Origin of the sequence: Microcoleus sp. S13C4 (genome assembly GCF_036700865.1) — a bacterium.
Lineage (GTDB): Bacteria > Cyanobacteriota > Cyanobacteriia > Cyanobacteriales > Microcoleaceae > Microcoleus.
The window spans coordinates 1-23,684 of the sequence record NZ_JAUBPS010000051.1 but is presented as its reverse complement, the minus strand read 5'-3'; the positions used below and the strand labels follow the sequence as shown (position 1 = coordinate 23,684).

Sequence of the window (23,684 nt, the reverse complement as noted above, 5' to 3'; positions counted from 1 at the left end):
AGTTCTGTAATATAGCAACCGCCCTGACGGTTAGAAGGTTCTTAATTTTTGAAACCTAAGCGGTCGATTGCGCCTTCCCTCCGACTTCTTTTTACCCCCTCCGCTGCGCCGTTATCGCCTTCAACATCTGCTATACCATACCACCGGGTGCGATCGAGTTCTAGCAAATTTATTTTTGAGCGCGATCGATACCCGCAAGTGATTTTTTTCCCTTAGTAATCCACGGCCCCCTGTCTAATCAACAGTGCTGCAATTGGCTCTCGCCGATAGGTGCAAAATTCCGGCTCATCCAGTTCAAAATTGCTTGATTTACTTGTTCCGGGCATTCATCTTGGGGACAGTGGCCCGCATTGTCTAATTCAACTAGCTCTACATAATTGGGATTACATTCAACAAATTGGTGCGGTCGGGCGAACCGAGGGGGAATCATCCGGTCTTGTTTGCCCCAAATTAACAGCATGGGGATTGTTAAATTTCGCATCACAATCTTGACACTGGGGCAAAATTTTGAACTGCCTACAGCTTTAAATAAAGCGCAGAAGGCGCGGGCTGCTCCCCGATCGCCTGCTGGCCCTGCTAGAATTTCCACTAATTCGTCGGTAACAGCTTCCGGGCTGGAGTAGGCAAAGCCAACCCAGCGACGCACAAAGGAAGGCTTGCTGGCAAAATAAAACAAAGGCCTGAGTACGATCGGAGAAACAAACAAACTTTCAATCGCTTCGATCACCGGAAGCAGCCATCCGGGCACCGCTTCGGCTCGCACAGAGGGGTCTGGGAGGCTAATCATTACCGTGCCGGCCACCATGTCCGGATGAGCCGCGGCCACGGCCAGACAAATCAGCGAGCCGATCGAGTTTCCTGCCAATATTACTGGCTCTCTGATAAAAGTTAGCCAAAAATCATAAACTTGATCAACCCACAAAGACACAGAGTAGTTGACCGGAGCTTTTTGGGAAGCGCCAAACCCTAACAAATCCAAGGCGTAAACCGTTTGGTTTTCGGCGAGTTGGGCGAGATTTTGTCGCCAGTGCCCGATCGAAGCTCCAAACCCGTGCAGTAAAATAATTGGCGTTCCCGATGCGCGCGGGGCAATAGGTTGGCCTGCAGAATCTTGAAATTCGATCGCGCCTTGATTTCGTGCGCCCTCCGGCCGCAAATAAGTGTAGCGAGTTTGCCAACCCCGCCACATCCAGTCTCGTTGAGTTCCCACCCGTTGGTGCCACAGCAGAGAATTTGTCAATTTTGCCTCAGCTCGCAACATAAATTTACACTTGCTTATACCTATTCTACAAGGCAGATCAGGCGACTTGGGGGACTTGCCAGACCGGGCGAGATGGGCTACCAAAAGCGGTTGTACCTCATCCTTAAACTTTTACCCTGAATTTTGGACGGTTTTGTCATCAATCGGGCAAGGGGGCAGGCGATCGTGTGTGAAGTTAAAATAAAACTAGGCAGAAACTCAGCCAGACTGAGTAGAATAGCAAGTATTGTAAGAATTCATTTACGATCGTCCAAATATTCCCCAAGGCTTTAGCGGAGGGGACACAGGGCGCGGTAGTACGTCCGGTAAGGGTAACACCTTATAAAACAGTTCGATCGTCCAAGCGAAATATTGAGCGATCAAACCTGTAACTATCAAGAAGCTTCGCTATTAAACTACTGCTTGTAAAACCATTCATGCCTGTGATTGAAAGAAGACAAAATCGCAACCTACCCCAGATCAACGAAAATATTCGATACCCCAAAATCCGGGTAATCGATACCGACGGCGCGCAACTAGGGATATTGACGCCTGCAGAAGCGCTGCGCCTGGCAGAAGAAAAAGAACTGGATCTTGTACTTGTCAGCGACAAAGCTGACCCGCCCGTATGCCGGGTAATGGACTATGGGAAGTACAAATTCGAGCAGGAAAAGAAAGCGCGAGAAGCAAAGCGGAAGCAGCACACTGCGGATGTTAAAGAAGTGAAGATGCGCTACAAAATTGAAGAACATGACTACCAAGTGCGCCTCAAACTAGCAGACCGCTTTATCAAATCTGGGGACAAAGTAAAAGCCACGATCATGTTCAGAGGTCGGGAAATCCAACACAGCAACCTAGCAGAGGACTTGCTTAAGCGCATGGCCACAGATTTGCAGGAAATCGCAGAAGTGCAGCAAGCCCCGAAAAAAGAAGGACGCAGTATGATGATGCTGCTGTCGCCGAAGAAAGTATAAATAGATAGTCATTAGTCAGCAGTCATCAGTCATAAACTGGTGACTGATAGCTGATGACTTCTGAAGTTAGTCAGGAATAAGCTACCACACAGGGAAATCAACGCTGCATGGAAAATTTTCAAATCAGCGGTTCGGCGGGAGTAAGACAAGGAGTGCTGCGATCGCTCAACTTGCGATCGGAAGAAGTAGAGCGAACCGTACTGATGTTCCTCGTCTACACTCTAACCTCCGTCGGGCTGATCTGGCTGGAACTCAGCACAGTAGGTCTGTTTTTAGACGAGTACGGTGCCGACAAAATGCCTTTTATCTACATAGCAAGCGCCTTTATTGGTTCTGGCTTGGGATTTGTCTACTCGTGGCTGCAAAAAATCCTGCCGCTGAGGCGCACCGTGGTAGTGGTTCTGGGCATGATGTCGGTACCGCTATTTTTGTTTCGATTCGGAATTGGCTACGAAAATACTAAGATAGCTGGCATCAGCATCGCTTTTATTACTATTTTTTTGATGTGGCTGTGGGTGGAAGCTTGCTATGTCCTCAATGACCTCAACACTTCTATCACTTCCAACCAACTGTTTAATATTAGAGAAATTAAGCGCACCTATCCGCTAGTCAGTAGCGGCTATCTAGTAGCTGGAGTAGTCAGCGGATTTTCTCTGCCTGTTTTACTGCACGTAGTCGGACTCAAAAACGTTACCCTGATATCGGGGTTAATGGTGGCGACAGGCTCGGTTTTACTCTACTACCTAACGGAAAAATACCGCCAAGCATTCCCGGAAACAGCTCACTGGACGGATGACGACGAAGACGACGACCAAGAAGAATTTACCGCTCGCAAAGTTACGGGCCCGCTCCAAAAATACGCCGTACCTCTAGTCAGTTTCTTCGTCCTCGCAGAAGTCCTCTACGTCCTAGTAGATTTCCAATTCTACAGCCAGCTAGAATACCAAAACCCAGGGGACGGAGCTAGCTGGATCGCTAGCTTCCTGGGCATTTACGAAGGCATACAAGGCCTGTTTCAAGTGGCGACTCAGTGGTTCGCTTCGAGTCGGTTAGTGGAAAGAATCGGTGTGTTCGTGACGGCAATGATTTTGCCGGCGGGTATCGCGATACTCGGGGTGCTGACCATAGGAGCATCCCTCGGCCAGCTAGTATCTGTGTTTATCGGGCTGATATTGCTGAGATTTTTAGACGAACTGCTGCACTACACGCTGTTGGAAACTGTTAGCCCGGTTTTATTTCAACCGATTCCCGACAATATTCGATCGGGCATTCAAACTCTGGTCAACGGTGTGGGCGAACCTTTGTCCTGCGGAGTTACAGGAGTCGGCATCCTGATTATGCTGTGGGTGACAGAGAAGATACTTCCCCAGCAAGACGAAAAGGCATTTCACGACCAGCAAAGCTTGATATTTATTGGCGCGATCGTAATATTGGCACTGTTGTGGGTCTTTGTCGTATGGCTGATCCGCTCTCAATACGTGGGTTTATTGGTCAAAAGTGCGGAGCGGGGGCGCTTGGGCGTCACAGACGTTGACCTCAAAGCTCTCAAGCGCGCAGTGGTAGAAACTCTACAAAAGCCGGGGGGCGAAGATGAAAAGCGCTCTTGCATAGAACTCCTGACGCAAATTGACCCCAAAAATGTCGGAGAAGTTCTAGCTCCCATCCTCGATTCGCTGTCCCCTGGTTTGCAGCGCCAGAGCTTGGAAACGATGCTGCAACACCCGAACCCCGCATATTTAGAATCAGTCCGCGCACTTTCGCAGCAATCCTTGCCACCAGAGGTTCTGGCCTTGGCTTTGCGCTACATCTGGCTGACGGAAGCTGAACCAAATATTGAGAGCTTGCGGCCTTACTTGCAGCCGATTGTCGATCCGGTGGTGCGGGGTACGGCGGCTGCTTTAATTATGAGAAGGGGCGATCGCCAGCAAAAGGCAGAGGCTACTAATACGCTGCGGCAAATGCTGACACACAAGCAAGAGCGGGAACGTGTTATGGGGACGCGGGCTTTGGGAGAAGCTGATTATTTGCAAGGACTGCGGCTGCATATTCCCAATCTGTTGCAAGATGAATCTCTGCGAGTTCGCTGCGCTCTGTTAGACGTGATTTCGTCTACTCATTCAGAAGAATATTATCCTTCGCTGCTGCGCGGACTTGGTTACAAATCGACTAGGGAAGCGGCTTTGCAGGCTATAGTCAAACTTCACAACGACGCCATTCCTTTGCTCGTGTATTTGGCTGAGGATATCCACAAGTCTGATTTGGTCAGGTTGCAAGCTTGGACGGCTCTGGGTCAAATTGGGACTGCGGAGGCGCTCGACATTTTGGTGAGCAATTTGATGACGGCTTGGGGAACGACGAGGCGCAATATCCTCCGCATCTTGTTGAAAATGCCTTCGGAAGCGGGGATAGAAGGGATTCTAGACCGCATCGGCCGTAGTGGCTTGGAAACTCTTATCGAACAGGAGTTAATGTTTATCGGTCAAATTTATGCAGGTCTGGTAGATTTGTCTGGGGTAACAAGCTACGGCAATTTCTCAGAGCGAGAGGCCAACAGCGGCAGGGAACCTGGGAACGATACGGCTCAATTGTTGCAGCGTGCTCTGGCGGGGTTGGAAGCTGATGCTAAGGAGCGGTGTTTTTTGCTGATGAAGTTTCTTTATCCGCTGGACACGGTACAAGCGGCTGCTTTCAACATCGCTTCTGGCCAACCTTCTTTGGTTGCTAGGGGATTGGAAATTCTCGATAATACTGTGGATATAGCTAGGAAGCGATCGCTCATCAATTTGTTAGACCAACACTCGGAAAGAGAAAAATTGAGCAACCTCTCGGAATTGATGGTTTACAAACCTCTAGCCCCTAGCGATCGCTTGCGTCGCTTGCTAGAATTGCGCCACTTCCTTTCGGATTGGGCTTTGGCGTGCTGCTTTCACTTGGCGAGGGAAGCGCGCTGGAGCCTTACCGCTCAACAAACTCTTGTCTGTCTGCAGCACCCGACGGGTTTTGTCCGCGAAGCAGTGTTAGCCTATTTGAAAATAGCCTCGCCGCGGGCCTTGGTCGAATTGTTGCCCAGGCTGCAAAATGACCCCGATAATTTGGTATCCGCTCAAGTTGAAGAGATGATGGCCGAGTTGGGTGCTGGGGGAAAAAGGTAAAGAAGGAAGAAGGAAGAAGGAAGAGGGAAGAGGGAAGAGGAAATAAAAAGAAACTATGCCCAATGCCCAATGCCCAATGCCCAATTCCTTTGTTTAAATTTAAATTAATCACTGCATCTCATTATGTTAACCAGCGTCGAACGCCTATTGTTTGTGAGGGAGGTTCCGATTTTTAAGGAACTGCGGGATGATTTTCTCGTGCGTCTAGCATCAGTAATGGATGAACTTTCGTTTCCTTCCAAGCACAGGATTTTTACGGAAGGACAAGAAGGTCGGTCTCTCTATATTTTGGTATCGGGAACGGTGCGGGTGCATATAGGCGATCGGGATTTAGCACAGTTGAAAGCGGGGGCTTGTTTCGGGGAAATGTCGCTGTTTGATGCAGAACCTCGATCTGCCTCTATTTCTACTCTCGAACAATCCGAGTGTTTGATGCTGACTCAAATGCAGCTATACGATGCGATTGATGAAACGCCGGGAATTGCGGTGAATATTATTCGCTTGCTGTCGCGCCGGATTCGGGAGTTGAATCAAAAGTTGAATGCTAAAGAAGCAATTATGCCTCCTACAGAGACTGTGAGAGTTCCTGAAATGCGATGAAATGGGGGAATGGCGAATTGTGTTTTTAGTCGATCGGTAATTCTGCACAATTTACAGCACTTTGCGATGCTATGAGGTACAGTAGCAGCATTGAGTGAACCAATGTCTTAAATTGTTCTGATTCATCAAATTAATGGCAACTGCTATGATCCTGTCAATCATCTCTGGGGTCGTGGGAGAAAACATTTTCAAAAAAGATTTACAGCACTTTCCGATGTTATGACGTAGAATTAATTGAAAAGCACCTGATAGTTGACGGGGTGGTCACCCCGTCAATATTTAAAGTATCTGATGAGCCAATGTAACGACAAGCGGATAGCATTAATTGGGGATGGCGCTAAATATCATTCTTCTTTTCTAAGGTTAAAGACTTTTTCTCATGGGTGAATAATGATGCAAGATGAATCGGATTGGAAAATCACTTGTTTTAGATTCGCACTCCTACGCTCCGACTCAGCATCCAATAGAAGATATTTGGTTACAAGCTAAACAATTGATTAGGGAGTCCTATCATCTGTATCAGATATTGGCTCTCGTTAAATATATATTTGAGTTAGTTACTCATTATCAGATATTTTATTTCGTCAAGCTTCATAGTTATGATAAATTCTCACAAATCATATAGGATTGCTATAGCAGAGCTAAAGCTCAAACTAAGCCGCCGATCGAACTTCACCCCTAACTCTGCAAAATAACCCAAAGGCGGTAGCATAGTTTGGGAAACGGCATCAACTGAAGATGAACTTAGCGCCAGCAACAGTCCTGCAACAGGGCAAATACAAAATTAACGCGACTTTAGGGATAGGAGGGTTCGGCATCACTTACCGAGCTATCCACACCCATTTAAACCAAACCGTCGTACTCAAAACTCTCAACGAAAGCCTGCGCCAACACCCAGAATCTGCCCAATTTCAGCAGCAGTTTATTGCCGAAGCCCAACGCCGATCGCGGTGTCAGCATTCCAACATAGTCAGGATAATCGACTTTTTTGAAGAAGCCGGACAGTCTTTTATTGCAATGGACTACATTCCGGGGCAAACTCTGGCCCAAATAGTCGAAACCGATCAGCCTCTGCCCGAAGCCCAGGCCCTGCACTATATTCGGCAAATAGCCTCAGCCGTAAGTACAGTGCACCACAGCGGATTGCTGCACGGAGATATCAATCCAGAAAATATTATCCGGCGAGCCGATTCTCACGTAGTAATGTTAATAGATTTCGGAATTGCCCGCGGCTTTACCGCCGGCACCAAACAAACCCACACTAACTTGCTCTCCCCCGGGTACGCGCCGATCGAACAATACCTCTATGACGGTAAATGTACACCGGCCACTGACATCTACGCGATCGCAGCCACCCTCTACTACTTACTCTCCGGCGTGGCGCCCGTAGCAGCACCCCTGCGCGATCGCATTCCCTTGACTGAGTTACGGCAATTTCAGCCCAACCTCAGCTCAGGAATCGAGCGAGCCATCCTTCAAGGACTCGAAATCGACCCCCACAACCGCCCTCAGACAGTCGAAAATTGGCTCACCATGCTGCAAGAAACAGAGCGAGTATCAGTAAAAAGAAAAGACAAGCAAAGTCTAAGATTGCCCGCACCTCCCCCGCCGCAGTTGACTTTTGTGGCGTTTGTCGTAACGGCTGCAATTGCAGGCTGGATGGGTTTTGACCTAGCATGGCACTACAACAGCACCACTCTCAGCAATCGTCCCAAAATTGAATCCTTCCCATCTCTCGAAGATTTGCTCAAATCCCGCGATTTGTCAGGGCCGATGTTCGGACAGCCGTCTGTTGAAAGCAGCCCTCTCTACCCGATCGAACTCAACAAGCGCCCTAAACCCCCCTTAGGCAGCAGCAACATTCCCGAAAAGAGCGACGATCCCTCAGAAACTAGCGCTGCACCTTCTGAGTCTCCAAGTCAGGAAACTCCCGCCCCAGAGTCCAAAGCGCAACCTGAGCCATCCCCGACGCCCGAACCGGCACAGGAGCCTTCTGAGTCCCCCATTCCAGAGCCTCAAACCCAAATCGAGCCAGCTCCCCAACCAAAAGCCGCACCAGTACCGGAAGTTGCGCCCCTGCCTGCAGAACCGCCCGCCGCACCCGCCCTGCCTGCCCCTGGGAGTGCTAGCGCTGAAACCTTGCCGCCGTCGGAATCCGCGCCGCCAGTAATAGCGTCGCCGATCGAGCGATCGCCTGAGCCTGCGATACCCAGCAGCAGTGGCAGCAATTCAGATAGTTCGATCGCACCTGATTCACCACCCCCGGTGGCAGAGCCCACAGTGCCTTTTCCCGAACCTGCGACAAATTAGTATGGTTTTTGTTGGTTCAAAGTGCGGACAAATACTTGGTTTTATGAGTCAGCAAATATCTGCTCAGTAGTTGAGATAATAATGCCCTACCTAGCCCACTACTATCTTCCCAAAACTTCCGTCGAATCTGAAAATCCCAACAGTCGCCGTCTGAGTTTATCGAATATTTCCTATTCCCTCTGCAATCTAAATGCCCGCAAAAAAATGCAGGACGGTGTTCTATTTTGATTTAAATTATGTTAGAATATGTGCGCGGCGCTGAGGTGGTGAGAGGTCGCGTGTTAATACTGCCAAGCTGCAAACATTTTGGTACAAAGCAACCCCAACCTCGAATTTGAGCGAGTGTAAGCGACGCTTTTGGGCTAAGCCGTTGCGCGTTAGACTGTTCTAACTCTCAAGAATCCCATCCCCGAGACTCGGGGTGGGAGTGTCAATTCCCCCAAACTTCCTTCCTTTGGGAGCAAGCATCATCGGGGACAAGCAAGTTATAATTTGTTGCGGAAGCGCACAGAGATTTTTTATGAGTAAACCCCCAGTTCATGCTTTTTTTGTAGGCAGAGCACTTGCCGAAGCACTGTACGAGCAATTAGAAAGCGCAGCAACCAACGCTTTCTCTGAACTCGGCAAATTTGACGCAGAACAAAGAGAACGCCTGCGACAGTTCACCGATCGAGTTGTGGAACGGGCAAATCGAGCTTCGGATGAGGCGATGCAGACCAGAACTGGCACTGCAAGCACCACCACCATTCAAGACATCCATCCTGCAGAGTTGCAAGCGACTATTGACGAGCTGCGCGCCGAAGTGGCTCTGGTGCGATCGGAATTGCAGCGTTACCGCAGCAGTTTGCCCTAGCGCTCGATTCGACCACAACTATTATTTACTACGTGAGCGCATTGCTTTGCGCTCCTGCGCTCCTACTTTCAATCAAAGCAAAAACATAAAATAAGCAATTTGGGAACCCAAGTGTCTGCTCTCCTTGATGACTCTGTTAATCGCCAGCGCTCCCCCAAGCACACTGGCGAAACCGATGAGCGAAAAACTGCTAGTAAATCCTACAAAAGTAAAGCTTATCGCTGGAATCGCGAAAAATACTCCCGGAAGCGGCGCTTCTTCGACATTTGGGCCTTTGTCTTGCTCTGGCTGGCTTCGCTGTGGCTCGACAGCAAAAATTGGAGCTACTGGGGAGGCGTGACTGAAGAAAAGAAAGTTGCCAGACGCCGCTTTCAAGCTATCTGGGTGCGAGAAACACTATTGGATTTGGGCCCTACTTTTATTAAAGTTGGGCAGTTATTTTCCACCCGCGCCGATTTGTTCCCGACAGAGTTTGTCGAGGAACTTTCTAAGCTGCAAGATAAAGTGCCTGCTTTCAGCTACGAGCAGTTGGAAGTAATTGTCGAGCAAGATTTGGGCAAGACAGTTCAAGAACTCTACCACAGCTTTGATCCAGTGCCCCTGGCTGCTGCAAGTTTGGGTCAGGTACACAAAGCTCAACTGCATTCGGGCCCGGAAGTGGTGGTCAAGGTGCAGCGACCGGGACTGCGGAAGCTGTTCGAGATCGATTTGCAAATTCTTAAGGGAATTGCCCGTTACTTTCAAAACCATCCTAAGTGGGGCCAGGGCCGAGACTGGATGGGGATTTATGAAGAATGCTGTCGCATTCTGTGGCTGGAAATTGACTATCTCCATGAAGGCCGCAATGCTGATACTTTTCGCCGCAATTTTAGCAACTGTGACTGGGTGCGGGTGCCGAGGGTTTATTGGCGGTACGCGGCTCCGCGAGTGCTGACTTTGGAATACCTGCCGGGGATTAAAATCAGCCATTACGAAGCTTTGGAAGCGGCCGGTATCGATCGCAAGTTAATCGCTCAGTTAGGGGCAAAAGCTTATTTGCGGCAGTTGCTCAACGATGGCTTTTTCCACGCTGACCCACACCCTGGCAACATCGCTGTTAGTGCTGACGGTTGTCTGATTTTCTACGATTTTGGCATGATGGGGCAAATCCAGTCGAACGTCCGCGAAGGACTAATGGAGACGCTTTACGGTATTGCTTCCAAGGATGGACAGCGGATTATGGATTCTCTGATCAATTTGGGAGCTTTGGTGCCGACGGGTGATATGAGTCCGGTGCGCCGATCAATCCAGTATATGCTGGACAATTTCATGGACAAGCCTTTTGAAAATCAGTCTGTGAGCGCGATTACTGACGACCTTTACGATATTGCCTACAACCAACCTTTTCGCTTCCCAGCTACTTTTACTTTTGTAATGCGAGCTTTTTCCACAATCGAAGGGGTGGGCCGAGGTTTAGATCCCGAGTTCAACTTTATGGAGGTGGCACAACCTTTTGCCATGCAGCTTATGACTAATGGAAATGGCCATGATACAAGTAGCAGCATTTTTAACGAAATCGGTCGTCAGGCGGCTCAGGTGAGTTCGAGTGCTTTGGGTTTGCCCCGCCGGATTGAGGAGACTATTGATAAACTCGAACAGGGAGATTTGCGGATTCGCGTCCGTTCTGCAGAAACAGAGCGCTTGCTCCGTCGCATGAGCAGCGCTCAAATGGGCACGAATTATGCTTTGCTGATGAGTGCTTTTACTTTGTCGGCGACAATTTTGTTTGTCAGCAATCAAGTCTGGCCGGCTGTCGCTGTGGCACTGCTGGCAGCGGGTGCAGGGTTTGCTATGCTGCGTTTGTTCAAGCGGATCGATCGTTTAGACAGGATGTCATAATTGTGCAATTTGCGAGGGGAAATTTCAGGTTTGAGATTTCTCGCCAGCCAAAATTTGACATCGAATGTTAAGTTTTGGCTGGCTGACCACAGATTGCTGAAATTTACAACACATACGCGCTTTGAGGCTAATAACCCGGTTGCTGCCTAGATTTTTCGCCAGCAAAACCTCTAATTTTGGGTAGAAATCCAGTTTTTTTTTTGCAGGTGCTGCTGAATTTACTGGATTTACCAAAATTTTAAGATGGGATTACCATCATACGATCTACAATATGAGGTCAAGGAAGTGCAATTTTTCCAAAACTGGCGATCGCGGGCAGCAGAATTTCAAGTTCGTTCGGGATTTAAGTTTTGGAATAAAAAATCGCACCCCATTAAATCAAGCTTTCAAGTTCGATGAGTCCAATCACCCAATCTATGAAACGCTCTTTCGCAGGTAAGACAGACACAGGGCTAGTTCGTTCCGTAAATCAGGATTCGTACTACATAGACTCTGACGGGCGATTTTTCATAGTGGCCGATGGAATGGGAGGACACGCCGGAGGTCAAGAAGCCAGCCGGATTGCGACTCAGGCGATTCAATCTTATTTGCTCGAACATTGGGAAGAACCTGAGGATTCTCCGCTGTTGTTAGAAAAGGCTTTTTTAATTGCCAATCAAGCAATTTTGACGGATCAGCTCGACCATCCGGAGCGTGCTGATATGGGAACTACGGCTGTGGTTCTAATGTTTAGGGATGAGGGCAGACCCTGGTGCGCTAATATCGGGGACTCTCGCTTGTATCGGCTACACGGCTCTCGCTTGGAGCAGATTACTGAAGACCAGACTTGGGTGGCTCAGGCTGTGAAAAGAAAGGCCCTAACTCCCGACCAGGCTCGCAGTCATCCTTGGCGTCACGTTTTGTCCCAGTGTTTGGGCCGCGATGATTTGCGGGAAATAGATATTTTGCCGGTGGACGTGCAGCCAGGGGATCGCTTGCTGCTCTGCAGCGACGGCTTGACTGAGGAACTTTCCGATCCTTTGATTGCTTCTCCTCTGAAGTCGATTCGCGCCTGCGAGGGTGCTGCAACTGCTTTGATTCAAGCAGCTAAGGATAAAGGTGGACGCGATAATATTACTGTGGTCATCGTGACGATCGACCTCAAATAATATTCGCTCGCCCGATCGCACCCGACCATCTAAAATCGAAAAATCGAAAAATTGAACAATCTAAAATCTAAAATCTAAAATCTAAAATTGAATGGCCCGCGTTATCGGTTTGATCAGCGGCACGTCGGTGGATGGCATTGATGCTGCTTTGGTGGATGTGGTCGGTTCCCAAACAGACTTGAAAGTGCAATTGGTGGCCGGCGAGACTTTCCCTTATCCTGCTAATTTGCGCTCGCAAATTCTCTCGGTTTGCAGTGGCTCAGCTTTGTCAATGGCTGAACTAGCGCAATTAGATGATGCCATCGCCCAAGAATTTGCTACGGCGGCATTGACAATTCAAGCAGAATATGATAATAAAGCCGAATTAATCGGCTCTCACGGTCAAACCGTCTACCACCGACCTGCTGGGAAAGCCCAGAAAGACAGCGCCGGTGGGTTAATGGGCTACAGCTTGCAAATCGGGCGGGGCGCGCTAATTGCGGAATTGACAGGAATTACTACTGTGAGTAACTTTCGCTCGGCAGACATTGCTGCCGGGGGTCAAGGAGCACCCTTAGTGTCCATAGTTGATGCCTGCCTGCTGGCGGAACCCAACCGCAGCCTCTGCATCCAAAATCTGGGGGGAATTGGCAATGTTACCTATCTTCCGGCAAGAGGAAAAGGGGGAAACAATGACGAGTCTGAGATTTTCAGTCTTGGGGATGGCATATCGGGGTGGGACACAGGCCCGGCGAATTCCCTGTTAGATTTGGCAGTACAGCACTTCTCAGGGGGCACTAAGACGATCGACGAAGGTGGAGCTTGGGCGGCATCGGGAACTCCCTGTCAAGCTTTAGTCGAGGAGTGGCTCGCATCAGAGTTCTTCCGCCAAGCACCGCCGAAATCAACGGGGCGAGAGCTATTTGGTGTAGACTATTTTGACAGGTGTTTGGTCGAGGCCCAAGGTTACAACCTCAGTCCTGCTGACGTGCTGGCTACTCTGACAGAACTGACTGTTGCCTCGATCGTTCACAGTTACCAAACTTTTTTACCGGCTATGCCCGATCGAGTTTTACTATGCGGGGGTGGCAGCCACAATCTCTACTTAAAACGCCGATTGCAATCTCAATTGCATCCAGTGCAAGTGTTGACTACTTCTGAGGCAGGCTTGAATGTAGATTTTAAAGAGGCGATCGCTTTTGCGGTTTTAGCCGCATGGCGGGTTCGGGGCATTCCCGGTAATCTGCCTCAAGTTACTGGTGCCCGGGCACCGGTACTTTTAGGGGAAATTAACTCTTGTTGGCACAGTTGGGCGTGATAGCATAGAGTCTGAGGGACAACGGCTGTGCGTTGTTGCACCAGCATTGTAGCCAGCAGGAAAAGCATAGGAACAGCACTGTGGCTCACACGTTTTTAATGGAATCTGGCCAATGGACGCTCGAAGGAAGCTGGATTGAGCGCAATGGCGTGCCAATTACGGTTAAAGGCAAAACTTTAGTGAGCTGGAACCGAACAGATTGGTTCAGTATGGTGACAAAGCTCGTATTTCCTGGAGGCGATCGCGAAGAGATTATTTTGCAGTACCGAGGACACCTCAACAGCGATGAACGGCAGTATACTTTTGTACTCCAACACAGCGAACTCGCCCGCGTCGAGGGCGAAGGTTGGATTGCTCCCCAGTCGATCGTCCAGCGTTATTGGGTATTGGGAGACGAACGCCAGCGGCGGACGGGTTTTGATACCCTTCACCGCGTTGATGACAACCGATACTACCAATCTAGTGGCATCATGTCGGGTCATTACCTGACGAGTACAATGGAAGCGACTCTCGAACGTCAGGGGGAATAACTCTTTCTAGAGTCAACACTTGCGAGTTCTAGGGTTTGATGTGAAAATTCAAGGTTTTGCTAGTCGGAGGTCCAGCTCAGATGTCCGACTAGCGCCATTGCTGTCAAACCTCATCCGCTGCAACTAAAGACAAATATATTGAATTTGTTAAAAAATTTAAGGGATTAAAAAATTAACACTTATTATTAATAGTTATCCAATTTTTGCGTTGAGGCGCGATAAATTATATTTGCACTCTCTGTATCTGTAGTGTCGATCGACAAACTGCTTAGCTCGACTCCCCAAATAGAGTGAAATCCACAAAGAAACTGTCAAATTTTCCTCAAGTCTGTACAGAGGGCTTCTACCTTCTGCCTTCGAGTGACGCCCCATCACCCCCAACTCCTTTCCGCCTGAGGGAAGAGAGTAAGAGACGGAGGTCGCCGACTGCGACTGTTTCCTACTCAAGGCCTGGGTTAGGTTCTAAACCCCAGTGGTGTTTCAGAAAATGGCGGTACATGGTTTCCCGCAGCATCATTTGCTCGTAAAGCTTGACCAAAAACTCCTGAGCTTGTTCGCGGCTCATGTCACTTACCTGTGTTTTGAAGGAACACAGGCTAAATTGCTGTTCCAAAGACAATTCTGCTGGTTGGCTCATGACTTTGACTCCTCTGTAAGTAAAGGTGACTTAAAAGTGAACACCTGGATTAACCAGATTTGTAAGTTGTTTCAGCGATTAACCGTTGGTTTCGGGATGTCCGATTGCCCATCTGGCTTTAGTCTATATTACAAAAGGTAACAATCATTTGACAAAATTACCATCTGTCCCAGGAAATAACTTAGTGAGAGAGATGGCGAAATGCCTGCAAAAGTTCCTTCTGCAGGCATATACAAGTGTATCTACTTGTCAAGAGAAAAAAGGCTCAGTACGAACCAAAAGAATTGAAGCGCTTTATACCAAATCGGGTGGAGCTTCTCTCCGCCGGGGGAGAGGGGGAGATGAGGAGAGCTGGATAGCGGAAGATGGGGAGAAGGGAGAATTTCTTTTTCTCTGTTCTCCCTTCTTCCTTATTCCTTCTAACTAATTCGAGGACCCGCCATCCTGGGGTGGAGTGGCCACTCCGGATCTGAAATTGGGAGCAGCAGGTGCAGGCGAAACAGGAGGAATGCCCTGATTTGCCCCAAAGTTGCTACGCTGCTGCCCCGGAGCCGGGAGAGGAGATTGAAACTGATTGGGATTGAACTGCTGCTGCCCCGGAGCCGGGAGAGGAGATTGAAACTGATTGGGGGGATTGAACTGTTGCTGCCCCGGAGGCACAGGAGACGGCAGAGGTTGACCGGAATTGCCGATCGCAGGTGCCGCAGGAATGCCAGAATTGGGAAGCGAGGGATTGGGCAATGGGGAGGCAGCCGAACTAGGAAGAGTTGCTAGGGCCACTCGATCGCCCCCTACCTCTCTCAATTTGTCTAAAACCTCGACAACTTTGGCATATCTAGCATTTTGAGGAGCGTACAGCACCATCAACCCCGTAGGATTTTTGCTTTGGAAACTCTTTAAAACTCGATCGAGCTGTTGGTAATTAACAGGCAATTGGTCGATATAAGTTTGCCCGAAATCGTCAATGCTGACAATCAGCATCTCTCGCATCTGCGTTTGTCCAGTCTTCGCTTTAGGCAAATCCACATTAATGGCTTGCTGGCGAGTCAGTTGCAAAGCCGCCAGCAGAAAAAACGTCAGAATGCAAAATATCACGTCAATTAAAGGGACCAGTTCTATCCGAGCCTCTTCAGCAGGAGTATCTAAGTGAATCTTCATCAGTTCTCCTTGGTTCTAATTATTAGAAGGTGAATCTTCAGCCGGATCGGAACCTTTCAATTTCGGCTCCCGGTTTCGTTCTCCCGATTCTTGAGAATTGAGAGAACGCCTGTTCAAACCATCTGCACCAAAGGAAGAATTGCTGTGTTCTACACCGGGCGATCGACCCTTACCATTAGCTGACGGCCAGTATTGCCTGTAGAGCAATTCCATTTCATTTCCAGCTTTGCGAAATATTTTTGCCTGGTTGAACAAAAAAGCTTGAAATATCCTATAAAACGCCAAGGTAAAAATTGCTACTACCATCCCAGTAGCAGTGGTGATCAGCGCTTCGCTAATCCCCAAAGTTACGCCAGTTGTTGCCGAGGTGCCGATGTCGCCCAGACGGATGGAACTGAGCGAGTTAATCAAGCCCAGAACTGTTCCCAGCAAGCCCAGCAAAGGGGCTAGAGCGATCGTAGCTTCTAAGATTTTGTCACCGCGGCGCATCGAAGCCAACTCTTCATCGGCTGCAGCTTCGAGTGCGAGTCGAAATAAGTCGGGTTCAGGATTGTACAGTCGAAGTGGTGCAGAAAGAAATCGCCCGATCGGCTGTCGGTTAGCTTGTCTGGCCATCTCGCTAGCCGCCCCCCAATCGCTGCGAGCGGCTTCAAGAATGCGGTTAACTATTTGCTTTTCTTTGCTCAGGAGGCTCGCCCAAAACCACAAGCGCTCGATAATTGTACTCAAAGATAGAATCGATAACACCAACAGGGGCCACATGGCGGGGCCACCTTTTTGAAACAGTTCTTGAATATTCACAGTATTTTTACTCCTGCATAACCGGCTTGGCTTTGCTTCTGTTGTACTTTTTTTAACAAATTTAAGGCCATTTAATTTTAGCTATTAATGTACTGTGCTCCGGGGTCGATCGACCGATCGCGATCGACTATTTCCTCAAACCTCTTCTAAGTCGTCTTGACACCTATCTTGCAGCGACTGGTGTTGAAGGCGGCGGGAAGAGCGGCGATATTTTTTAGTTTGTAGCTTGGGTTCGTATTGCTGCGTACCGTCCGACTTAGTTTGCTGCTTCAAACTCGCCTCAGCACTACTAGAGTTTTGCTCTTGTTGCTGGCGGACGATCGCCTCTTCGAGAAACTGCAAGTAATACTCATAGCGCTCCCAACCGCCCCGCACCACACAGTTAGGCTCACTTCGGTGCGAACAGTCGCTAAACTGGCAGCTACCCAAAGCCAGCCTCTGGCGCGCTTCTGGGAAATATTCAGCTAACTCTGAGGGATCGCATTCGAGAGCCGGCTGATTAAATCCCGGAGTATCCGCCAAAAGCCCGCCGCCGGGGAGTTCAAATAGTTCGACGTGGCGAGTCGTGTGGCGCCCGCGGCCGAGTTTGCCGGAAACAGCGTTCACTCGCAGATTCAGGGCCGGGATCAGTTGGTTGATCAAGCTGGACTTGCCGACCCCAGAAGGGCCGCAAATTATCGTTATTTTCCCTTGGATGTGACCCTGAAGCAAGTTCGGCAACTGACTTTGTACAGGATTTAACGGATGTAATGGATAAACCGAATTTGCCAGCATGGGTTTATCTTCAGAAGGCAAGAGAGAACTATCTATTTTGTCGGATAAAGGTTGGGAAGCTACTTTCTCTACAGAAACTTTATTTTGAAAATTAGCGGCAGGTTCCTGGACTCCTAAGCCGCTACGGACGCTAATAAACATTGGTTCGTAGCCCCAGCCTAAAAGCCGATCGCGCCACTGTTCCAACTCCTGGGGCGTGACCAAATCGCATTTGTTCAGGCACAAACTCACTTCTAAACCTGTAGATTCGGCCTTGACTAAAAACCGAGTTAATGATGCCGGATCTAAGTCGGGTTCAGCAAGGGCAAAAACGAGGAGAATGCGATCGGCATTAGCTACAGGCGGGCGGTTGAGTTCTGTTTGGCGCGGGAAGACTTCAGAAATTGCTCCCCGGCGCTCAGTCCAGTCCGGTTCGTCTACCACCACGCGATCGCCCACCATCACCTGTTGGCCAATTTTTTTCAGTCGAGTGCGACGAGTGCACAGGAGAATCGGAGAATCAGCAAGGGGGGCATTTTTCCCGTCAATGGAGACAGCGGGATCTAACCTGACTTGGTAGAAGTTAGCCTGAACAGCAATTACAGTACCCACGATCGAGGGTGAATTCAGGCTCATCCTGCTTCCTTGTCTTCTGGGCGCTGCACTTTCATTGAAAAAAAGCCCGACTCCGGCTCATCCGCGACAAATTGCGTTTCCAGAATCTGGTAGCCTTCCATTTTGAGACTATCGGGCACTTGTTCGATCGGCTCCCCAGCGTCCAGCCACACCTCCAACACTGCTCCCGGTGCCATTTGCTCCAAGCGCAGTTTAGTGCGGACAAAATTCAGAGGACACGGAGTACCCCGCAGATCGATTTTGGCATCTGGGGATTTAGGATTTTCAATTTTCGATTTTGAATTCATAATGCTTTTTGCAATCTCAAATCCTGAAAGCCTTAGTTTGTTAAACAAGTTGCCTGGAAAAGGGAGAATCTCAAATTTTGTGTCCAATTGGACACAGATTATTATTTCGGGAAAAAGTGAGCGCAATTGCGCTCACTTTTTTGAGCGCTGCTGAAACCTAATGCCCAGGAAGCGTCCCACCTGAGATTTTTGTGAGCAATTGCACACAATTTTTTGACAGACACTAAAACAAATGGCCGGGGAATTCTCAAAGAGGAAAATTTGACACCCATGGGTGTCAAAAATTGCTTATTTCTGAAACAAATTGCCCAGAAATCCTTCCAAGCCGCCTTTACCGGTACGATCGCCCTTCAGCTTAGCAAGCTGCATCAGCAACTCCCGTTCCTCAGCCGTCACCTTAGTCGGAATGTCAATAGAAACCGTAATCAAATGATCGCCGCGACTAACCGGATTTCCCAATCGAGGCACCCCTTTTTTCTCCAAAGTCAGAACAGTATTCGCCTGAGTTCCGCTAGGAATCAACAATTCCGTCGGCCCGTCTACGGTTTCCACTTCCAACCGGCACCCTAAAATTGCTTGCAAATAACTAATTTTAACTTCCGAGCTAACGTTAGTGCCGTCGCGCTTAAATAGCGGGTCTTCATTCACCGCTAAGAACACGTAAAGATCCCCGGGCGGCCCGCCCAGTTTGCCTGCATCCCCTTCATTAGAAACGCGCAAGCGAGTACCGTTGTCAACCCCAGCCGGAATTGTGATTTTCAGTTTTTTCATCACTTCTTTCTGGCCCCGGCCGCCACAAGTTTCGCACTTATCCTCAATCACTTGCCCCGTGCCGTTGCAAGTGGGGCAAACTGAAACTTGAGTAAAGCTGCCGAAAGGAGTGCGGGTAGCGCGTCGGACTTGACCACTGCCGGTACAAGTCGAGCAAGTTTGGGGTCGGGTTCCCGGTTTGGCGCCCGTCCCGGTGCAAGTTTCGCAGGTTTCTAGATGCTTGATGCGGAGTTCTTTTTCGCCACCAAACACTGCTTCCCGAAAATCCAGCCGCAAATCGAGGCGCAAATCGTCTCCGCGCACCGGCCCGCTGCGCCTGCGACCTTGCTGTTGTTGGCCGACACCTCCCTGAAAACCCTGAAAGAAGCTTTCAAAAATATCGGCAAAGCTGTCACCGAAGTCTTGGAACCCCGGGGCGCCTGCACCGCTGACGCCTGCTTCGCCGAAACGGTCGAAACGGGCGCGGGTTTCTGGTTCTGAGAGTACCTCGTAGGCGCGGTTAATTTCTTTAAACCGCTCCTCAGCACCTGATTCTTTGTTGACATCTGGATGGTACTTGCGAGCTAGGCGGCGGTAAGCACGCTTAATTTCTTCTTTGTCTGCGCTGCGAGAAACGCCTAATATTTCATAGTAATCACCGGCCATAGAGCTGCTTGCCTGGAGGTAAATAACAAAAAGTGTACGAAAAAGAAACGGGCGACCTTTCCTGAAATTACAGATTAAAAATCAAAAATTCTCATTGTTAATTTTTAACTTTTAATTCTTAGCTTTTCAGTTTTAAAGGAAAGGATTCATATCATCAACTTCTGGTTCGGGAACCTTCTGTTTTTGTTTTGACTGTGGATTGGACTGTGGACTTGGCTGTGGATTTGACTGTCGTTTTGACTGTCGCTCCGGCTTTGATTCCGGCTTTGATTCCAGCTTTGGTTCCGGCTTTGGTTCCGGCTTTGGTTCCGGCGGAGCTTGGGGCGCCACCAGCAGCTCTTCTTTCAGCAAAATGCTGTCGTCGTCCGCTTTAACCTCTTCTGGTTCTGATGATTCTACTTCTGACATCATCTCGCTTTCAACAACAGCTCCTGACGGGGCTACCCCGCTGCGGGCTTGGTCGTAGACTGCGGTCCCCAGCGAGTATAGCAGTTGCTTGAAAGATTCGATTGCGGGGGTGAGTTCCTCGATTGTGATGTCGGGGTTAGTCATCGCTGCCCGCAAGGCTGCTGCGGCTGTTTCCGCTTCGGCCTTGAGATCGTCGCTCAGCAGTTGCGCGTTGGTTTTTAAAGTTACACCACAATTATAGACGAGGGAGTCAGCTTGATTTTTGAGTTCGACGAGTAGAGCGCGCTTGATGTCCTCGTCGGCGTAAAGTTCGGCTTCTTGTCGCATCCGCTCAACTTCGGTTTCGCTCAATCCCCCTGTATTAGAAATTTGGATGCTTTGTTCTTTCCCGGTTCCCTTGTCTTCAGCAGCCACTTTGAGAATCCCGTTGGCATCGATTTCAAAGGTAACTTCGATTTGAGGTACGCCACGGGGAGCTGGGGGAATGCCTTTGAGCAGGAACTTGCCGAGACTTTTATTGTCTTTAACCAATGCCCGCTCGCCTTGGAGCACATGAATTTCTACCGAGGTTTGCCCGTCTGCCGCCGTACTGTACATTTGCGATCGGCTGGTGGGAATAGTTGTATTGCGCTCGATTACTTTGGTGAACACCCCGCCCAAGGTTTCGAGTCCCAGAGAGAGCGGCGTCACATCGAGCAGCAGCAAGTCTTTGACTTCACCACCCAGCACCCCGGCTTGAATTGCCGCGCCTACCGCTACAGCTTCGTCGGGATTGACGGATTTATCGGGAGAAACGCCCCCAAAATACTTGCTAATTGCCTTTTGAACTGCCGGAATCCGGGTTGAGCCTCCCACTAAAATAATTCTGTCTATGTCTTTGGGGGTCAAACTTGCGTCTTTGAGGGCTTGAGTCACCGGATCGATCGTCGCTTGCACCAAATGAGCCACCAGTTTTTCAAACTGAGCTTTGGAGAGTTCCATTTCCAAATGCTTCGGCCCTTTCTCGTCAGAAGAGATGAAGGGCAAATTGATTGAGGTGGATTCGCGGTTGGAGAGTTCGATTTTTGCTTTTTCCGCAGCTTCTCGGAGGCGCTGCAAGGCCATTTTGTCTTGTGAAAGGTCACTGCCTTCTTGAGTGCGGAAAGCTTCTACCAGCCACTGGACTATGCAGTCGTCAAAGTCATCTCCTCCGAGATGGTTGTTACCAGAGGTAGCGTTGACTTCAAAAATTCCGTCTCCCAGTTGCAGGATCGAAACGTCGAAAGTACCGCCACCCAGGTCAAAGACCAAGATTTTCTGTTCTATATTTTGCTTGTCCAGCCCGTAGGAAAGGGCTGCAGCCGTCGGTTCGTTGACGATCCGCAGGACTTCTAGGCCCGCGATCGTACCGGCGTCTTTAGTAGCTTGCCGTTGGGCGTCTGTGAAGTAGGCTGGCACTGTAATCACGGCTTGGGTAACAGTTTGTCCCAAATAAGCTTCGGCATCTTGCTTGAGCTTTTGGAGTACCATTGCCGAGATTTCTTGGGGAGTGTGAACCTTGTTCCGAATTTGGACGTTAACGGTATCGTCTTTGCCTTTTATGCAGGTATAGGGAGTTCGGGCTCGTTCTTCTTCCGTGTCGTCCCACCGCCGTCCGATAAATCGTTTGATACTGTAGACAGTATTTACAGCATTAGTTACAGCTTGCCGCTTGGCCAATTGACCTACTAAGCGATCGCCCGCTTTGCCGAATCCTACTATACTCGGAGTTGTGCGGCCGCCCTCGGAATTGGCGATCACGACGGGTTTACCGCCCTCTAACACAGCTACGCAACTGTTAGTTGTGCCTAAGTCAATTCCAATAATTTTTCCCATAGCGCCTCATAAAACTTTGTGGGATGTTTGGAAACCTCCAACTACAAGTTGGGGGAGGAAAAACGACTCAGCTTGTTTAAACAAGCATTACCAGACTAGATTTGTAGGAAATAAACTTAATGTCCTAAGGCAATATCAAAGACTGGTAAAAACATTTTTCAGAATTTTTGGATAAAGCGCTGACCTGCTTTTAGTCATCTTTAATTAAGAAGTTGGTGAGTCTGCCACCTTGGAACCCCCGAATTCTATTCGGGGGTCAGTGACTTTGAGGAATGCAGTAGCTTGTATCCCGATTAACCTTCCGAACTATCGGGATTTTCATCTGAGGCTACCACAGATAGCCCAGCCGCTGCAACTTTCACTTTGGCGTGCCGCAAGACGCGATCGCCCAGAATGTAGCCGCGTTCTAGTTCTTGGATAATTGTTCCTTCCTCGTGTTCGTCAGTTGGCTCGCTCAGCAGAGCTTCGTGGAGGTTGGGGTCAAACTGTTCACCTTCGGGGCGCATCGGAGAAACCCCGATTTGCTTGAGGCCGTCTACCATTTGCTTGTAAACGCTTTGGTAGCTTTTGTGAATGTTCATTTCGCCATCGGTTTGCGGCTTGATGTGCGATCGAGCGCGCTCGAAATTGTCAATTACCGGCAACAGGGGTTTGATAGTGAGACACCTTGCCTGTAAATCTAGCTCTTCTTTTTCCTTTTGGGTACGCCTGCGGAAGTTTTCAAAATCTGCTGCTAGGCGGAGATTTTGATTTTTCAGTTCTTCTAGTTGAGCGGATGCGGCTTGCAACTGAGTTTTTAAAGCCTCTTTTTCATCGTTTGCCTGGGCCAGTTCCTTCTTCCAAGGCTCCGCCGCGTCTGCAGTCGGACTGTTGGTTGAACTGCCGGTGACGGTAGGCCCCGATGCGTTTGCTGGGGTGCGATCGCCCTGAGCACTTTGATAAGCTCGAGCAAGTTCGAGCTCCCAATCCGCCGATTCGTTCGAGTTTCCTGATGCCGCCGGATTTTCGCTTGCCATTGGCGAACCCTCTGGGGAGGTTTCCCCAGTTGAGTTAGGATCTTGATCTTGCTGTTTTTCCTCGTCAATCATAAAAGCTGCGCGACAGAACCCTATCAATTCTAGCAGATACAGTTAACCCGGTAAATCTAGAGGACTCGAATTTACTGTGTATGGCACAATGTGAAAAGAGGAAGTCTCGCCCGCTCTGGAGACATTGCTCAAAGCTTTCCATAAAATATTCAAAGGCTGGTTTAGATATTTACGTATAATATGGCAGCAATGGGGGCAACCCAACGTTTGTTGGTTTCTCATTTTTCCTTAGCGCGATCGCATTTACAACAATTTTTATAAGTATATTTTGCTATTAATTCTACTACCAAATTTCCCACTTAGGAGGCTGGATGTTTCTAGGTTTGATTAAAACGATAGGGTCTTAAATTTATCATCGGTCAGGCTGTTTTAGTTGCAATCTGACGCTGGCACTTTTTACCATTTTCTGAGTTTCCCAAGTCTGGAGAAAAAGGAATTTGTATGGAGTGAGTAAGTAAGTAGTTAGGTGTGTGCTTGTGTAACTCAGATAGTAAGTTGTTAATTTTGATGCGAATTGGGGCTGTGGTTTTTCTGATTCAATAACGCCGAATTCGCTTGATATCTCGATTTTTGGTCAGCCCAATGATACAGGGTAAGAGCATCTCAATCAGCCTTGACAAAAGCACTTGAGAATTTGCATCATATAGTCATTGTTCATTGCGGC

18 protein-coding genes are annotated in these 23,684 nt (G+C 49.0%); 9 read left to right on the top strand and 9 right to left on the bottom strand.

Annotated elements, in window-relative coordinates; all coding sequences use genetic code 11:
• Positions 1 to 238: 238 nt before the first annotated feature.
• Positions 239 to 1,261, bottom strand: a complete 1,023-nt coding sequence (locus QT996_RS20045) for an alpha/beta fold hydrolase (RefSeq protein ID WP_333048513.1) — start codon at positions 1,259 to 1,261, stop codon at positions 239 to 241.
• Between the two features lie 416 nt (positions 1,262 to 1,677).
• Here QT996_RS20045 and infC point away from each other — a divergent pair, with 416 nt between their 5' ends.
• From infC to QT996_RS20000, 9 genes are all read left to right on the top strand, one after another.
• Positions 1,678 to 2,214, top strand: a complete 537-nt coding sequence (gene infC, locus QT996_RS20040) for a translation initiation factor IF-3 (RefSeq protein WP_006635262.1) — start codon at positions 1,678 to 1,680, stop codon at positions 2,212 to 2,214.
• A gap of 107 nt (positions 2,215 to 2,321) precedes the next feature.
• Complete coding sequence (locus QT996_RS20035) at positions 2,322 to 5,366, top strand: HEAT repeat domain-containing protein (RefSeq protein ID WP_333048512.1); 3,045 nt, start codon at positions 2,322 to 2,324, stop codon at positions 5,364 to 5,366.
• Between the two features lie 123 nt (positions 5,367 to 5,489).
• Positions 5,490 to 5,966, top strand: coding sequence for a Crp/Fnr family transcriptional regulator (locus QT996_RS20030; protein WP_015176146.1), 477 nt, complete (start codon positions 5,490 to 5,492; stop codon positions 5,964 to 5,966).
• A gap of 738 nt (positions 5,967 to 6,704) precedes the next feature.
• Positions 6,705 to 8,276, top strand: a complete 1,572-nt coding sequence (locus QT996_RS20025) for a protein kinase domain-containing protein (protein ID WP_333048511.1) — start codon at positions 6,705 to 6,707, stop codon at positions 8,274 to 8,276.
• 520 nt (positions 8,277 to 8,796) lie between these two features.
• Positions 8,797 to 9,129, top strand: a complete 333-nt coding sequence (locus QT996_RS20020) for a DUF6825 family protein (RefSeq protein ID WP_333048510.1) — start codon at positions 8,797 to 8,799, stop codon at positions 9,127 to 9,129.
• Between the two features lie 111 nt (positions 9,130 to 9,240).
• Positions 9,241 to 11,007, top strand: coding sequence for an AarF/ABC1/UbiB kinase family protein (locus QT996_RS20015; protein WP_333048509.1), 1,767 nt, complete (start codon positions 9,241 to 9,243; stop codon positions 11,005 to 11,007).
• Positions 11,008 to 11,423: 416 nt separating this feature from the next.
• Entirely contained in the window at positions 11,424 to 12,155 is a 732-nt protein-coding gene (locus tag QT996_RS20010) for a PP2C family serine/threonine-protein phosphatase (RefSeq protein ID WP_333048508.1), read from the top strand.
• Between the two features lie 91 nt (positions 12,156 to 12,246).
• Positions 12,247 to 13,452, top strand: coding sequence for an anhydro-N-acetylmuramic acid kinase (locus QT996_RS20005; protein ID WP_333048507.1), 1,206 nt, complete (start codon positions 12,247 to 12,249; stop codon positions 13,450 to 13,452).
• An 80-nt stretch (positions 13,453 to 13,532) separates the two neighbouring features.
• Positions 13,533 to 13,982, top strand: a complete 450-nt coding sequence (locus QT996_RS20000) for a hypothetical protein (protein ID WP_242722026.1) — start codon at positions 13,533 to 13,535, stop codon at positions 13,980 to 13,982.
• A 439-nt stretch (positions 13,983 to 14,421) separates the two neighbouring features.
• Here the strand turns inward: QT996_RS20000 and QT996_RS19995 are convergent, their stop codons facing one another.
• The 8 genes from QT996_RS19995 to grpE form a co-directional block, all read right to left on the bottom strand.
• Positions 14,422 to 14,619, bottom strand: coding sequence for an NblA/ycf18 family protein (locus QT996_RS19995; protein WP_106150106.1), 198 nt, complete (start codon positions 14,617 to 14,619; stop codon positions 14,422 to 14,424).
• 423 nt (positions 14,620 to 15,042) lie between these two features.
• The gene (locus QT996_RS19990) at positions 15,043 to 15,777 is read right to left on the bottom strand and encodes a biopolymer transporter ExbD (protein WP_333048506.1); all 735 of its coding nucleotides are present in this window, start codon (positions 15,775 to 15,777) and stop codon (positions 15,043 to 15,045) included.
• Positions 15,778 to 15,792: 15 nt separating this feature from the next.
• Positions 15,793 to 16,578, bottom strand: coding sequence for a MotA/TolQ/ExbB proton channel family protein (locus tag QT996_RS19985; RefSeq protein WP_333048505.1), 786 nt, complete (start codon positions 16,576 to 16,578; stop codon positions 15,793 to 15,795).
• Between the two features lie 135 nt (positions 16,579 to 16,713).
• Positions 16,714 to 17,967, bottom strand: a complete 1,254-nt coding sequence (gene rsgA, locus QT996_RS19980) for a ribosome small subunit-dependent GTPase A (protein ID WP_333048504.1) — start codon at positions 17,965 to 17,967, stop codon at positions 16,714 to 16,716.
• A complete protein-coding gene (locus QT996_RS19975; protein WP_333048503.1) occupies positions 17,964 to 18,254 on the bottom strand; it encodes a sulfurtransferase TusA family protein in 291 nt (96 codons plus the stop codon). Before QT996_RS19975 ends, rsgA begins: the two co-directional genes overlap by 4 nt.
• Positions 18,255 to 18,542: 288 nt before the next feature.
• A complete protein-coding gene (gene dnaJ, locus QT996_RS19970; RefSeq protein ID WP_333042223.1) occupies positions 18,543 to 19,670 on the bottom strand; it encodes a molecular chaperone DnaJ in 1,128 nt (375 codons plus the stop codon).
• 132 nt (positions 19,671 to 19,802) lie between these two features.
• Entirely contained in the window at positions 19,803 to 21,932 is a 2,130-nt protein-coding gene (gene dnaK / locus QT996_RS19965; RefSeq protein WP_333048502.1) for a molecular chaperone DnaK, read from the bottom strand.
• Between the two features lie 293 nt (positions 21,933 to 22,225).
• On the bottom strand, positions 22,226 to 23,020 hold the full coding sequence (gene grpE, locus QT996_RS19960) for a nucleotide exchange factor GrpE (protein WP_333048501.1): 795 nt from the start codon (positions 23,018 to 23,020) through the stop codon (positions 22,226 to 22,228).
• Positions 23,021 to 23,684: the final 664 nt, after the last annotated feature.

What these genes read in the sequence shown, in the direction of transcription:
- QT996_RS20045 (WP_333048513.1), bottom strand. Translation starts at nt 1,261, where the DNA reads ATGTTGCGAGCTGAGGCAAAATTGACAAATTCTCTGCTGTGGCACCAA.
- infC (WP_006635262.1), top strand. Translation starts at nt 1,678, where the DNA reads ATGCCTGTGATTGAAAGAAGACAAAATCGCAACCTACCCCAGATCAAC.
- QT996_RS20035 (WP_333048512.1), top strand. Translation starts at nt 2,322, where the DNA reads ATGGAAAATTTTCAAATCAGCGGTTCGGCGGGAGTAAGACAAGGAGTG.
- QT996_RS20030 (WP_015176146.1), top strand. Translation starts at nt 5,490, where the DNA reads ATGTTAACCAGCGTCGAACGCCTATTGTTTGTGAGGGAGGTTCCGATT.
- QT996_RS20025 (WP_333048511.1), top strand. Translation starts at nt 6,705, where the DNA reads ATGAACTTAGCGCCAGCAACAGTCCTGCAACAGGGCAAATACAAAATT.
- QT996_RS20020 (WP_333048510.1), top strand. Translation starts at nt 8,797, where the DNA reads ATGAGTAAACCCCCAGTTCATGCTTTTTTTGTAGGCAGAGCACTTGCC.
- QT996_RS20010 (WP_333048508.1), top strand. Translation starts at nt 11,424, where the DNA reads ATGAAACGCTCTTTCGCAGGTAAGACAGACACAGGGCTAGTTCGTTCC.
- QT996_RS20005 (WP_333048507.1), top strand. Translation starts at nt 12,247, where the DNA reads ATGGCCCGCGTTATCGGTTTGATCAGCGGCACGTCGGTGGATGGCATT.
- QT996_RS19995 (WP_106150106.1), bottom strand. Translation starts at nt 14,619, where the DNA reads ATGAGCCAACCAGCAGAATTGTCTTTGGAACAGCAATTTAGCCTGTGT.
- QT996_RS19990 (WP_333048506.1), bottom strand. Translation starts at nt 15,777, where the DNA reads ATGAAGATTCACTTAGATACTCCTGCTGAAGAGGCTCGGATAGAACTG.
- rsgA (WP_333048504.1), bottom strand. Translation starts at nt 17,967, where the DNA reads ATGAGCCTGAATTCACCCTCGATCGTGGGTACTGTAATTGCTGTTCAG.
- QT996_RS19975 (WP_333048503.1), bottom strand. Translation starts at nt 18,254, where the DNA reads ATGAATTCAAAATCGAAAATTGAAAATCCTAAATCCCCAGATGCCAAA.
- dnaJ (WP_333042223.1), bottom strand. Translation starts at nt 19,670, where the DNA reads ATGGCCGGTGATTACTATGAAATATTAGGCGTTTCTCGCAGCGCAGAC.
- dnaK (WP_333048502.1), bottom strand. Translation starts at nt 21,932, where the DNA reads ATGGGAAAAATTATTGGAATTGACTTAGGCACAACTAACAGTTGCGTA.
- grpE (WP_333048501.1), bottom strand. Translation starts at nt 23,020, where the DNA reads ATGATTGACGAGGAAAAACAGCAAGATCAAGATCCTAACTCAACTGGG.